14 protein-coding genes are annotated in these 13,134 nt (G+C 71.6%); 3 read left to right on the forward strand and 11 right to left on the reverse strand.

Annotation, left to right across the window (positions count from 1 at the left end; genetic code table 11):
* Positions 1–55: 55 nt before the first annotated feature.
* A complete protein-coding gene (locus ABTX18_RS31355; protein WP_352126176.1) occupies positions 56–253 on the reverse strand; it encodes a helix-turn-helix domain-containing protein in 198 nt (65 codons plus the stop codon).
* Positions 254–311: 58 nt separating this feature from the next.
* On the reverse strand, positions 312–698 hold the full coding sequence (locus ABTX18_RS31360) for a hypothetical protein (protein WP_351395384.1): 387 nt from the start codon (positions 696–698) through the stop codon (positions 312–314).
* 116 nt (positions 699–814) lie between these two features.
* On the opposite strand from ABTX18_RS31360, the gene ABTX18_RS31365 reads away from it, so the two are divergent.
* Both ABTX18_RS31365 and lnt read left to right on the forward strand, forming a co-directional pair.
* Entirely contained in the window at positions 815–1,300 is a 486-nt protein-coding gene (locus ABTX18_RS31365) for a nuclear transport factor 2 family protein (protein ID WP_352126177.1), read from the forward strand.
* Positions 1,301–1,399: 99 nt separating this feature from the next.
* Positions 1,400–3,070: an apolipoprotein N-acyltransferase gene (lnt, locus tag ABTX18_RS31370; protein WP_352126178.1), complete on the forward strand. Its 1,671-nt coding sequence runs from the start codon at positions 1,400–1,402 to the stop codon at positions 3,068–3,070.
* 203 nt (positions 3,071–3,273) lie between these two features.
* Here the strand turns inward: lnt and ABTX18_RS31375 are convergent, their stop codons facing one another.
* Both ABTX18_RS31375 and ABTX18_RS31380 read right to left on the reverse strand, forming a co-directional pair.
* Positions 3,274–4,173, reverse strand: coding sequence for a Gfo/Idh/MocA family protein (locus ABTX18_RS31375; RefSeq protein ID WP_352126179.1), 900 nt, complete (start codon positions 4,171–4,173; stop codon positions 3,274–3,276).
* Positions 4,174–4,192: 19 nt separating this feature from the next.
* Positions 4,193–5,437, reverse strand: a complete 1,245-nt coding sequence (locus ABTX18_RS31380; protein WP_352126180.1) for an FAD-dependent monooxygenase — start codon at positions 5,435–5,437, stop codon at positions 4,193–4,195.
* An 82-nt stretch (positions 5,438–5,519) separates the two neighbouring features.
* Between ABTX18_RS31380 and ABTX18_RS31385 the strand changes: the two genes are divergently transcribed.
* A complete protein-coding gene (locus ABTX18_RS31385; RefSeq protein WP_352126181.1) occupies positions 5,520–6,281 on the forward strand; it encodes a TetR/AcrR family transcriptional regulator in 762 nt (253 codons plus the stop codon).
* 551 nt (positions 6,282–6,832) lie between these two features.
* Here the strand turns inward: ABTX18_RS31385 and ABTX18_RS31390 are convergent.
* From ABTX18_RS31390 to ABTX18_RS31420, 7 genes are all read right to left on the reverse strand, one after another.
* Positions 6,833–7,318: a hypothetical protein gene (locus ABTX18_RS31390; protein ID WP_352126182.1), complete on the reverse strand. Its 486-nt coding sequence runs from the start codon at positions 7,316–7,318 to the stop codon at positions 6,833–6,835.
* 162 nt (positions 7,319–7,480) lie between these two features.
* The gene (locus ABTX18_RS31395) at positions 7,481–8,164 is read right to left on the reverse strand and encodes a uracil-DNA glycosylase (protein WP_352126183.1); all 684 of its coding nucleotides are present in this window, start codon (positions 8,162–8,164) and stop codon (positions 7,481–7,483) included.
* A gap of 142 nt (positions 8,165–8,306) precedes the next feature.
* Positions 8,307–9,887, reverse strand: coding sequence for an ABC transporter substrate-binding protein (locus tag ABTX18_RS31400; protein ID WP_352126184.1), 1,581 nt, complete (start codon positions 9,885–9,887; stop codon positions 8,307–8,309).
* 118 nt (positions 9,888–10,005) lie between these two features.
* Positions 10,006–10,761 (reverse strand): SDR family oxidoreductase, encoded by a 756-nt coding sequence (locus tag ABTX18_RS31405; protein WP_352126185.1) that lies wholly within the window; start codon positions 10,759–10,761, stop codon positions 10,006–10,008.
* Positions 10,762–10,781: 20 nt separating this feature from the next.
* Positions 10,782–11,543, reverse strand: a complete 762-nt coding sequence (gene fabG / locus ABTX18_RS31410; RefSeq protein ID WP_352126186.1) for a 3-oxoacyl-ACP reductase FabG — start codon at positions 11,541–11,543, stop codon at positions 10,782–10,784.
* Positions 11,544–11,759: 216 nt separating this feature from the next.
* Complete coding sequence (locus tag ABTX18_RS31415) at positions 11,760–12,143, reverse strand: DUF3037 domain-containing protein (RefSeq protein WP_352126187.1); 384 nt, start codon at positions 12,141–12,143, stop codon at positions 11,760–11,762.
* The gene (locus ABTX18_RS31420; RefSeq protein ID WP_352126188.1) at positions 12,140–12,991 is read right to left on the reverse strand and encodes a HipA family kinase; all 852 of its coding nucleotides are present in this window, start codon (positions 12,989–12,991) and stop codon (positions 12,140–12,142) included. The genes ABTX18_RS31415 and ABTX18_RS31420 overlap by 4 nt, the downstream gene beginning before the upstream one ends.
* Positions 12,992–13,134 lie beyond the last annotated feature (143 nt).

Here is a 13,134-nt window from a genome sequence, read left to right on the forward strand (position 1 = left end):
AGGTGGAGCGGGGGCCGGTCGCGCCGAGGTGGGGAGCGCGACCGGCTCCGCGCGTTCAGCGTGTGACCCAGCTCTGTTCGTACGCGTGCCGGCCGAGCTGCATGCGGCTGCTGACGCCCTCGGCGGTGCTGCCCGCCGGTGCCGCCATGCCGCGGTCCTCGAGCGTCCGCAGGAGTTCCGCCGTCTTCGCTTCGTGGGCTCCGAAGTGGCGCGCCAGATCGGCCGGCGTCGGCTGACGCTCACGGGGATCCACAGCGGCCCGACCGGCGACGCACCTGCATCCGTGCGCGGCCGTCCGGTCCGCCGCCCGCCTACACCTCCGGCTCTCCCGGGTCTCCCGGTCCCTCGGCGCCGAACTGTTCCGCCCGCAGGGCGAGGTCCTGGAGCACGTCGGCGGACGACACGTCCGTCTGTCCCGAGTCGTGCACCTGCGCCAGCATCGCGAACGCCAGGGTGAACGCGCCGACGAGTTGCTCCACCGCGCCCCCGACCTCCCGGCCGACCAGGACCACCACATCCTCGATCGTGGCGTCCTCGGGGATCGCGATCCGTGGCATCGTCTCGTTGAGAAGGGCGGTCACCACGGTCGAATCGGTGCTGGGGTCGTCACGGTCCGGGTCCTCCTCCAAGAGGCGGCGCATCTCGCCCGCTTCGGTGAGGATGCCGATCACACGTTTCACGACTTCGCTCTGCTCCATTCCGCGAGCATAAGTGCAGGCGCACCGCCCGACGAGGACAACCGGCCGCGGCCGTCCGCCGTGCCGGGCACCGCACGGCACTTGGCCCCTGGCGTCCGTGGGCCCACACTGACCCGATGACGCAGCGTGTGGACCTCTCGACCGTGATGGACCGGCTCTCCATCGACGCAGTGATCACCGGCTACGCGGTGGCGGTGGACGACGGTGCGTGGAAGGACTACCTGGCCCTGTTCACCGCGGACGGCCGCGCCGACTACCGCACCGCGGGCGGCATCGAGGGCCCCGCCGGAGATGTCGCGCAGTGGCTGTCCGAGACGATGCGGATGTTTCCCGTACGGCAGCACCTCATCGTCAACCGGCGTCTGGACCTCCAGGACCTCGGCGGCTATCCCGGCGACCGCGCCCGGGTGCAGGCCGACTACGTCAACCCCATGCGGCTCGTGAGCGAGGGCGCCCGTTCCGAGGACCGTCCCGCCGCTCCGAACTTCGTCTCCGGCGGGCGTTACGCCTTCGAACTGCTGCGTACCGACGGCGGCTGGCGGATCGAGAGCGTGACGGTTCATGAGAAGTGGCGGAACCTGCCGGGGTCCCTCGCCGGGTGATCCGCTCCGGCCCGCTTCGGCTGCCCCACACTGGGGGAACAAACAGCAGGAACGGGTTCCGGATGATGCCTGCCGCCTGGCAGGACGAGGAGGCGCGGTATGCCGAGCGGTTCCGTGGGGCACGCGTGGGGCGGGCGGATACTCGGCTCGGCCCCGCGGCGCGCAGGCGCCGCCCTTCTGGCCGGCGCGTTGCCCGCGCTCGCCTTCCCCGCGCCGGGACTGTGGTGGTTCGCGTACGCCGCCCTGGTCCCGTTGCTGCTGCTGATCCGGTCCGCCGGCACGGGGCGCAGGGCGGCGCTCGACGGCTGGCTCGGCGGGACGGGCTACATGCTGGCGGTCCACCACTGGCTGATGCCGAGCCTGCATGTGTTCATCGTGGTGCTCGGGGCCCTGCTCGGTCTGCTGTGGGCCCCGTGGGGGCTTCTGGTCTTCCGGCTCCTGCGCGGGCGGGCGTCCGGGGCGGGCGTCGTGGCGGCCGTGATCGTGGTCCCGTGCGGATGGCTGATGATCGAGGCGGTCCGGTCCTGGGAAGGGCTCGGCGGCCCCTGGGGGCTGCTCGGAGCGAGTCAGTGGCAGGTGACGCCCGCGCTCAGGCTTGCGTCGGTGGGCGGGGTGTGGCTGGTGAGCCTGCTGGTCGTCGCTGTGAACACGGTGCTCGCCCTGCTGCTCACGGCCCCCGCCGCCCGCGGGGCGGGCGTCGGCACGCTCGTCGTGGGCGCCGTGGCCGTGGGGTCGGTGGGGGTGTGGGCGCCGCAGCCCGAACGCTCGGGGACGGCCCGGATCGCCGTCGTGCAGCCCGGTGTCGTCGAGGGGCCGGGCAGCGTGCAGCGCCGTTTCGCGCGGAGCGAGGAGCTGACGCGCTCGCTGGCGGGCCGGGAGCTCGATCTGGTCGTGTGGGGCGAGAGCAGCGTCGGCGTCGATCCGGCCCGGCGGCCCGACGTCACCGCGCGGATCGCCGCGCTGTCGCGTCTGGTGGGCGCGGACGTGCTGGTGAACGTGGATGCCCGTCAGACCGACGCGACGGGCCGGACCGGCATCTTCAAGAGCGCCGTGCTGGTGGGCCCGGACGGGCTGACCGGGGACCGTTACGACAAGATGCGCCTGGTCCCGTTCGGGGAGTACATTCCCGCCCGCTCGGCGCTCGGCTGGGCCACCTCGATGGGCAAGGCGGCGGGCGAGGACCGGCTGCGCGGCGCGGGGCCGGTGACGATGACGACGCCCGGCGCGCGCGGCCTGCGCATCGGTCCGCTGGTCTGCTTCGAGTCCGCGTTCCCCGACATGAGCAGGCGGCTGACCCGTGACGGTGCCCGGCTCCTGATCGCCCAGTCGTCCACGTCCTCGTTCCAGAACGGCTGGGCACCCGGCCAGCACGCCTCGCTGGGCGCGCTGCGGGCCGCCGAGAACGGCCGCCCGATGGTGCACGCGACGCTCACGGGCGTCAGTGCGGTGTACGGCCCGCAGGGGCAGCGCGTCGGGGCTCCGCTCGGTACGGACACGCGCGCGGCCGCGGTATACGACGTACCCCTGGCCCGTGGCACGACGCTGTACGTCCGGCTGGGCGACTGGCCGCTGTACGGCGCGCTGGGCGTGCTGGCGGCCTTCTGTGCCGTCGAGGGCCTGCGGGCCGTGCGCAGGCCCGGGGCGGTCGGGCGGATGGGGGCGGTGGGGGCGGTGGGGGCAGTCCCCGCGCCGCTTCCGGCCGGCGGCTCGGCGGCGGTGGGCTCCGCCCGTACGGCCGAGGAGACCCCGGCGGGGCCGGCGCCGCAGTGAGCCGGCTCGGTCTCGGGCGGGTTGCGGATCTCCGGCGGTGCGGGCTCCGGGTGTCCCGACCGCAGGCGCGCGGACCCGAGGCCCGCGGACCCGAGGCAGGTGGGCCGAAGCAGGCGGACCCGAAGCAGGTGGGCCGAAGCAGGCGGACCCGAAGCAGGTGGGCCTGAGGCAGGCGGACCCGAAGCAGGCGGGCCTGACGCGCGCTACGCGCAGTCCAGGTCCCGCAGGACGCGCTCGCACAGCTCGTGCGTCTCCAGGGCATCCCGGGCGCTCAGCAGCTTTCCGGCCCGGACGGCGTCCAGGAACGACAGCACGCTCTGCTCGATACCGCGCTGACGGGCCACCGGCACCCAGTCGCCACGCCGGCGCAGGCTCGGCTGGCCCTTGTGGTCGATGACCTCGGCGAGGTTCACCACTTCGCGCTTGGAGTCCTGGCCCGAGACCTCCAGCCGTTCCTCGGTCGAGCCGCTGAGCCGGTTCATCGCCCCGATGGCGGTGAAGCCGTCCCCGGACAGCTGGAGCACGACGTGATGCATCAGGCCGTCACGGATCCTGGCCCGGACGACGGTGTGCTCGACCGGGCCCGGCGCCAGGAAGCGCAGGGTGTCGACCACGTGGATGAAGTCGTCGAGGATCATGGTCCTCGGCTCCTCCGGCAGCCCGACCCGGTTCTTCTGCATAAGGATCAGCTCACGCGGGTGCTCGACACACTGCGCGTAGCCGGGCGCGACCCGGCGGTTGAAGCCGACGGCCAGGGCGACACCGCGTGCCTCGGCCAGCTCCACGAGGCGCTCGGAATCGGCGAGTTCGTAGGCCAGCGGCTTGTCGACGTATGTGGGGACGCCCGCTTCGAGCAGTCGGGCGGTGATCTCCGGGTGCACGGCGGTCGGGGCGTGCACGAACGCCGCGTCCAGGCCCTGGGCGAGCAGCGAGTCGAGGTCGGTGTGGCACTGCCCGGCGGGAATGCGGTGGGCCGCGGCGACCGATGCCAGGGTGGCGGGGGTGCGGGTCTGCAGATGCAGTTCGACCCCCGGCAGGGTGGTGAGCACCGGCAGGTACGCCTTCTGCGCGATGTCGCCGAGCCCGATGCAGCCGACCTTCACAGGGTCTCCTTCTCGCTGTTCAGCGCGGCACGTCACGGTGATCTTTTGTGGAGACCGGCCGCGGCAGGGCACGCGCGTCCTTCGTCCGGGCAGCATACGTGTGCTGTGGCGGCCGCCAGTCGGCGATGCCGTCGAAGGTGCGCAGGACGAGCCCCGGCCCGAGCCGGGAGAGCCTGGACATCACGAAGTCCCGTGCGGCGACGGCGGGGGCGGAGGTCAGGCGCATCAGCCGGCTGACCTGTGCGGCCTTGCGGACGACGGCGGTGGTCCGCGGCAGCCGGTCGGCGGTGTATCCGGCCAGGCCCGCGCCAAGGTCCGCGCCCGGTGCCACGTGGTGGGCGAGAACGATCCCGTCCTCGATGGCCTGGTTGCCCCCCTGACCCAGGGTGGGCGCCATCGCGTGGGCGGAGTCGCCCAGGAGGACGGTGCGGCCGCGGTGGTGGGCGGGCAGCGGTCGGGTCATTTGGTACACGTCGTTGCGCAGGAGGCCCCCGGGCCGGGCGGCGGCGATGATCGCCGGGACCGGGGCGTGCCAGTCGCCGAAGCGGCGCAGCAGTTCCGCCCGTTCGTCGTCGGCGCGTTCCCCGGCCGGGGTGGCGGCCGCGGCATACGCGTAGGTGCGGCCGTCCTTGAGCGGCTGGGTGCCCCAGAGGGCGCCGCGGCCCCATGTCTCGTGCGGGGCGAAGGGCTCGGGGGGTGCGGGGACGACGACGCGCCAGGTGGTGAATCCGGCGTAGGACGGGCCAGGGTGGTCCGGGAAGAGAGCCCCGCGTACGGCGGAGTGGATGCCGTCGGCGCCGACGACGAGATCCGCCTCGATCGTGCCGTCCGACGTCCGAATCATGGCGCGCCTGCCTCCTGCGACGCCCGGGTCCACGAGGTAGGCGGGGCAGCTGGTGCGGAGGGCCGATTCGGGCAGCCCGGAGGCGAGGCAGTCGATCAGGGTGGCCCGGTGGACGAGGACGAGCGGGCCGCCGAACCGCTCGGCGGCGGCGGTGCTGTCCGTCCGGGAGAGCCAGCGGCCGTCGGGCCTGCGCATGCCTCCCTCCCCCTGCCAGGCGGCCAGGGACCTGATCCTGTCACCGAGCCCGATGACGTCGAGCGCGCGCTGGGCGTTGGGGGCGAGGCCGATGCCGGCCCCGACGGGCTCGAGCGAACCGGCCCGCTCCAGGACCGTGACCCGCCAGCCGGAACGGTGCAGCGCCACCGCTGCCGTGAGCCCACCGATTCCACTGCCAATGACGACCGCACGGGGAGCGTCCATGGCTCCTCCTCCCGCCAGCAACTACACCTGTAGTGACACGACCACGTTACTACAGCTGTAGTGACAGCAGTAGATTGGCCCCATGTCCCCACGCACTCCCGCCGGTTCCTCCCGGGCCACGCTCATCACCGACGCCGCTCTCGCGCTTCTCGCCGAACGCGGCATGCGAGGACTGACCCACCGCGCGGTGGACGAGCGCGCGGGCCTCCCGCAGGGGTCGACGTCCAACTACGCCCGCACCCGACAGTCCCTCCTGGAGGCGACGGTACGACGGCTGGCCGAACGCGAGGCCCAGGTGCTCGCACCGGGGGATCTCCCGGTGCCCGGCGAGCGGCGGGCGGCGAGCGGCACGGCGTCGGCACCGGACGGCTCAGCCGGAGCCGCACGGGAGCCCGCCGCCGCGGCCACGCCCGGCGAGCCGGCCGGACCGGCCGCCGCCCCGGGCCCCGACGCCCTGATCGCCGCTCTCGCACTGGCCCTCCACCGCTACCTGACCCACCATGCGGACCTGCTCGTCTGCCGCTACGAGCTCGCCCTGGAGGCCACGCGCCGCCCCGGACTGCGAGCGTTCTACGACGCGACGGGCCGGCAGTTCCGCGAACCGCTGGAGGTACTCATGGCGGCGGCCGGATCGCCCGAGCCTGAACGGCACGCACTGTCCCTGGTGGCCTGGTGCGAAGGCCTGATGTTCTCGTGCGCGGCGGGCGCCTACCACCGCTCCGTCCCGACCGAGGCGGAACTGCGCACCGGCTTCGCCGAACTGTTGAGCGGCATGCTGGGGGCTGCTGACGCCCCCGGCCGGGCGGAGCCGCCCGAAGCGGCGACACGCGGGGCGTCACGCTGACCGGGTCACTCGTGCGGATCAATCCGGGCTCACCGGTTCGCCCGAGGGCCCGTCCGCACCCCAGAGTGGATCAGGTGCATCGAACCAGAACCACCGTGAAACTCCTGGTCGGCGTGGCTGTCACGGCCCTGTCCGGGTGTGTGTCCGTACCACCGGAGCCGAGCGCACCGCCGCGCCCGGAGAGCAGCAGGCCGGCGCGGGACCTGGCCCCGCAGGTCGTCCAGCCCCCGGTACGCGACACCCTGGAAGCGCTACCCGGTCCGAGGCCCTCACCTTCGGCCTCCCGGCGAGCGGTCCCGGCGCCTCCCGTGACGCGGCGCGAGTCCCCACGACCCCCGCAGCAGCCGCGCCCCCGTCAGGTCCGCCCGCAGCCGCACCGGGCCGCGCCGCCCGTCCCCGTTCCCGCCCTGCGGGCGCCCGTCACCGCGGCGGATGTCTGTGCGCTCGGCCGGGGGTACGGACACTGGCCCGCGGGCAGCCCGCAGTCGCGGATCTGCGACGACGCATACGGCCACCGCTGATACGGCAGATCCGCAGGAGGCGGCCGGCGGTCAGAGCTCCAGCAACCGCCGCTCCAGCCGTCCGATGGCCGCCCGGACGCCTCCCCCGTACCCGTCGTCCATCCCGTCGTCCGCGAGGACGCCCGACGCCGCCCGGGCCCGGTCCAGGTGGATCCGGGCGGCGTCGGGGCGCCGCAGTTTCACGTAGTCCGCCGCGAGGCTGAGATGCAGCGACGGGAAGAAGGCCCGCACCGCGAGCGCGTCCCGGTGCCGGGCCATGCCCTCACCGGTCAGTGCCTGCGCGGCCGAGAAGGCCCGCAGGTTCCAGACGAGCGCGTCGGCCGGATCGTCCTGGGTGTCGGCCATGTAGTGCGCGAGAGTGCACCGGTGCAGGACGTCATCGCTCTCGCCGATCTCCGCCCAGAGGGCACCGAAGCGATTGCGGGCCTCCTCCCGGTCACCACCGTGGAGCAACATGATCGCCTGGCCGATTCTGGTCATGACGACGTCCTGCGACGCCTGCTGCTGCTCCGTCACGCGGTCTCCCTCGAACCTGTCCCGCCCACGTCCGGCCGACGACTTCGGCCTCCTCCGGCCAACACCTGACAGATCGCGTCATTTATGCCGATTCAGTCTGGTTACAGCCGGTTCGACGCTAGCCTCCGCGGCGGACATCCGCACTCAGGCTCCGGCGCGCCCTCATCCCAGGTCGGGGATGCGCCAGTCGATGGGCCGGTGCCCCTGCGCCGCGACCGCCTCGTTGATCTGCGTGAACGGGCGCGAGCCGAAGAACTTCTTCGCCGAGAGCGGCGAGGGGTGCGCGCCCTTCACCACCACGTGGCGCTCCTCGTCGATCAGCGGAAGCTTCTTCTGGGCGTAGTTGCCCCAGAGCACGAAGACCGCCGGGTCGGGCCGTGCGGCGACGGCGCGGATCACGGCGTCGGTGACCTTCTCCCAGCCCTTGCCCTTGTGGGAGTTCGCCTCACCCGCGCGCACCGTCAGCACCGCGTTGAGGAGAAGCACGCCCTGCTCGGCCCACGGCATCAGATATCCGTTGTCCGGGACCGGCAGGCCGAGCTCTTCCTTCATCTCCTTGTAGATGTTGCGCAGGGAAGGCGGTGTCTTCACGCCCGGCCGCACGGAGAAGCACAGGCCGTGCCCCTGCCCCTCGCCGTGGTACGGGTCCTGGCCGAGGACCAGGACCTTGACCTTTTCGTAGGGGGTCGCCTCCAGAGCCGCGAACACCTGCTCCCGGGGCGGGTAGACCGGCCCGTCGGCCCGCTCCTTCTCGACGAATTCGGTGAGCTCCCTGAAGTAGGGGCTCTCGAGCTCCTCGCCGAGGACGCCGCGCCAGGAATCGGGCAGCGGGTAGGTGTCGGTCACGTCAACAACCTCCGGTAAGCAATCGTTTCTTGCCTCAGAACCTACCGGGGGCCACTGACAACGGACTCCGGGGAGCCCGCGGGGGCCGGGAACGACGGGCCCCGGCCCCTCAGGGCCTGTCCGGCGGACAGGCCCTGGCCCGCTACCAGCTGGCCTTGCGGTACAGCTCCCACATCTGCATCACCGTCTGCGGGTCCAGCGCGCGCTCACCACCGCCGATGTCCTCGCGCGCGGCCACGTAGAGCTTGCCCTGCCACAGTGGCAGCAGCCGGACGTCGTCGACCAGGATCTCCTGGGCCCGTTCGAACTCCTGGCTGACCGCTCCGCGGTCGCTCTCCTTGCGGGACTGGGGCAGCAGCTCGTTCGTGATCTCGTTCTTCACGTAGGGCAGGCCCGTGACGCTGTCCTTGCCGACGAACGGGGCGATGAAGTTGTCGGGGTCGGGGAAGTCCGGGAACCAGCCTCGGCCGAAGACGGGGTACTCACCCTTGGTGAAGCCCTCCTGGAAGGTCTTCCAGGGCTTGCTCTTCAAAGTGATCCTGAACAGCCCCGAAGCCTCCAGCTGACGCTTGAGTTCGGCGAACTCGGGCGCCGTCGACGAGCCGTAGCGGTCGGTCGTGAACCAGAACGTCAAGGCGACGGGCTCGGTGATGCCCGCCTTGGTGAGGATCTTCTTCGCCTTTTTGCTGTCCGGGTCGCCGAAGGTGTCGAAGAAGCTGGTCGTGTGGCCCGCGATGCCCTTGGGGACCATGGAGTAGAGCGGCTCGGCGGTCCCCTGGTACACCTTGGCCACCAGGGCGTCGCGGTCCACGAGCTGGGCTATCGCGCGCCGGACGGCCGGGTTCCCGGCTGCCGGGTCGTCCGGGTTGAACACCAGGAAGCGGATGTCGGCGCCGACCGTCTCGACGAGCTGGAGGTCGCTGTTCTTGTCCTTGTTGTCCTCCAGATCGACGACCTCCTCGGCGGACAGCCCGCGGTAGGTGGCGTCGATCTCGCCCTTCTTGAGGGCCGGGACCAGAGCGGCGGAGTCCTTGAAGTACCGGATGGTCACCGCGTCGTTCTTGCGGTCGGCGAAGCCCTTGTAGTCGGGGTTCTTCACCAGCTCCGAGCGGTCCCCCGCCTTGTAGGCGTCCAGCAGGTAGGGGCCGGACCCGGTCACCTTGCCGTCGTCGCGGATCTTGTGCGCCGAGTACGCGCTGGGCGCGACCAGCGACATGGCGGGCGTGGCCAGCACGAACGGGAAGGTGGCGTCCGGCTTGCTCAGATGGAAGATGACGACGTCGTCGCCCTTGGTCTCCACCCGGTCGAGCGAGCCGAGCATTCCGAGCGGGCCGCCCTTGACCCCGATGGACTTGATCCGGTCGATGGAGAACTTCACGGCCTCGGCGTCGAGCTTGTCCCCGTTGGAGAACTTCAGACCCCGGCGGAGCTCACAGCGGTAGGCGGTGCTGGTGAGGTCCGTGAACCGGCAGTTGTCGGCGGCGTCGGGCTCGGGGCTCGTACTGCCGGTGGGGAAGCTCACCAGGGTCTGGAACACGTTGCGCATCAGCTCCCAGGAGCCGTCCCAGGCCGCGGCGGGATCGAGCGTGGACGGCGAGCTGGTGGTCCCGACCGCCAGCTTCTGTTCCACGTCCGAACCACCGCCCGGAAGCAGACCGCAGCCGGCCAGCAGAGAAAGGGAAGCAAGGGCTGCAGCAGCCTGCAGACTGGCCCGGTAGAACACGCGCACGCTCCTCGATCAGCCATGGGTCGGCAGACCATACCGCAGTGCCCCGCCAGGTCAATCCGGTGGCCCGGCGGGGCACTTGAGTCAATCAGGGCCAAATCGGCCCAGGCCGATCTCAGCCCACGCCGGCATTCAGGAAAATCCCGCCGTCGACCACGAGGGTCTGTCCGGTGATCCAGTCGGACTGGCCCGACGTGAGGAAGGCCGCGGCCCCGCCGATGTCCGCCGGGACACCGAGCCGGCCCAGGGGATAGGCGGCTGCCGCCTCGGCCTCACGGCCCTCGTACAGCGCCTGCGCGAACCGGGTCTTCACGACCGCGGGAGCAATCGAATTGACCCGGACGACCGGCGCGAACTCGTGCGCGAGCTGCAGGGTCAGATTCACCATGGCCGCCTTGCTCATGCCGTACGCGCCGATGAAGGGCGAGGCGGAGACACCCGCGACGGAGGCGATGTTGACGATCGCCCCGCCGTTCTCCTTCTGCCAGGCCTTCCAGGTCTGCTGGGCGAAGCCGAGCGCCGAGATCACGTTCGTCTCGAAGACCTTGCGGGCCACGTTGAGATCGAGCTCGGCGATCGGTCCGAAGACCGGGTTGGTGCCGGCGTTGTTGACCAGGAAGTCGACCCGGCCGAACGCCTCCATGGTGCGCTCGACGGCCGCCGCCTGGTGCGCCTCGTCGTGCGCCTTGCCGGGGACCCCGATGACCCGGTCGGAACCGAGCGCCTCGACGGCCTCCTTCAGCGCGTCCTCGCCGCGCCCGGTGATGCACACCCGGTCGCCGCGGGCGACGAGCGCCTCGGCGATGCCGTAACCGATCCCCCGGCTCGCACCGGTGATCAGCGCGACCTTGCCACTGTCCTGCACAGTCATGATGTCCGTAGCCCTTCGGGTCAGTTGAGCGGTCCGCCGGCGACGTACATGACCTGACCCGAGACGAAGCCCGCGTCGTCGCCCGCGAAGAAGGCGATGGCGTTGGCGACGTCCTCGGGGAAGCCGACGCGCTGCACCGGGATCTGGGTGGCGGCGGCGGCCTGGAACTCCTCGAAGCCCATACCGACGCGCTCCGCCGTCTGCGCGGTCATCTCGGTGACGATGAAGCCGGGCGCGACGGCGTTGGCGGTGACGCCGAACTTGCCGAGCTCCTTGGCGAGCGTCTTGGTGAAGCCCTGCAGACCCGCCTTGACGGCGGCGTAGTTGGCCTGGCCGCGGTTGCCGAGGGCCGAGGAGGAGGACAGCGAGACGATCCGGCCGAACTTGGCGTCCACCATGTGCTTCTGGACGGCCTTGGCCATCAGGAACGCGCCCTTGAGGTGCACGTTCATCACGATGTCCCAGTCGGACTCGCTCATCTTGAAGAGCAGGTTGTCGCGGAGCACGCCCGCGTTGTTGACGAGGATCGTCGGGGCACCGAGCTCGGCGGCGACGCGCGCGACGGCGGCCTCCACCTGGGCGCTGTCCGACACGTCGCAGCCGACGGCGAGGGCCCGGCCGCCGGCGGCGGTGATCTTCTCGACGGTGTCCTTGCAGGCCGCTTCGTCGAGGTCGAGTACGGCGACGGCGCGGCCCTCGGCCGCCAGGCGTACCGCGGTGGCGGCACCGATACCCCGTGCGGCTCCCGTCACGATGGCTACGCGCTGCTCGGTGGTGGACATGCTTTGGCTCTCCTCGCCCTTGGGTCGCGGCTCAGCGGACGTCAGGTCATTCCCACGAGAACGTTCCCGATAACTGAGCAACCGCTTAGTACCTTCAGCAGACGAGACGCTAGAAGCCCTGGCACCCGGTGTCAACGGCCCACGGACGCAGCGGCGCATGTCACACCGGACGGCGCCGCCCCCGCGGAGTCCGGGGGCGGCGCCGAAGGGCTGCGCTCAGCGCACCAGCAGGTCGAGGAGCCGTTCGACCTCGGCGGCCGGATCGGTGGTGAGGCCGCTGTGCACCGGACTCGGCTGGATGACGGTCGAGCGCGGGGCGATCAGCCAGCGGAAGCGCCGCCCGGCATCGTCCCCGGCCGCCTGGCCCGCGTCCGTACCGCCGCGGCAGACGCCCTCGACGGCGTGCAGTGCGGCCCGTACCCCGGTCACGTCGGCGCCGGGGTCCAGGGCCCGGAGCTTGCCCTCGTCGAGTGCGGTGCGGGCGGCGACGAACCCCTTGGCGCGGCAGTAGACCACCACGCCGGCGTTGAAGAACTCGCCGCGCTGGACGCGTGGCACCACGCGCAGGAGGGCGTACTCGAAGACATCGCGCTTGCTCACGGCCGGCCGCCCTTTTCGCTCTTCTCGTGGTCGTGCCGCGGGGGGAGGCGTTCGGTGAGCCAGCCCGGCGCCCGGGACGGCTTGGACGCGGTCGGCGCGTCCAGGGTGATCCGCTCGTGGATGGTGGCGGCGCGCGGCAGCAGCGCCTCCACATAGGCACGGCGCAGCTGGTCCGTCGACGCGAAGCCCGGCTCGTCCACCAGCCACTCGTCGGGGACGTCGGCGGCGACCTCGGTGAGCAGTTCCTCGGTGACCAGCGGGGCGAGCTCGGCCGCGGCCGACGCGATGTCGGGTCCGAAGGGGGCGAGCGCGTGGTCGGACGCGTTGTACGGCTTGGCGGCGGACGCCTGGGCGCCGGGCCAGTTGTGGTGCCAGATCATGGTGGCCCCGTGGTCGATGAGCCAGAGGTCGCCGTGCCAGATCAGCATGTTCGGATTGCGCCAGGAGCGGTCGACGTTGTTGATCAGCGCGTCGAACCAGACGACGCGTCCGGCCTCGCGCGGGTCCACCTGATAGGCCAGCGAGTCGAAGCCGAGGGATCCGGGAAGGAAGTCCATCCCGAGGTTGAGCCCGCCGCTCGCCTTGAGGAGCTCCTGCACCTCCTGGTCGGGTTCGGCGAGACCGATCACCGGGTCCAGCTGGATCTGTACGAGATCGGGGACGCGCAGCCCGAGCCGCCGCCCGAGCTGTCCGCAGATCACCTCCGCGACGAGCGTCTTGCGGCCCTGCCCGGCTCCGGTGAATTTCATGACGTACGTACCGAAGTCGTCGGCCTCGACGATCCCGGGGAGCGAGCCGCCCTCACGCAGGGGTGTGACGTAGCGAGTCGCTACGACCTCTTTCAACACTTTTCCAGGCCACCCATCTCTTCAAGCTAACAATCCACGGACGTCTCCACCGGGGCCCAGAAGCAGGAATTGCCGGTCAACAGCGCTGGGGAGAATCTCGGGAGTCGCGGCCGGCGAGCCGGGCTCCCCGCTCCCCGAGCAGA

Origin of the sequence: Streptomyces sp. NPDC096323 (genome assembly GCF_040302845.1) — a bacterium.
Lineage (GTDB): Bacteria > Actinomycetota > Actinomycetes > Streptomycetales > Streptomycetaceae > Streptomyces.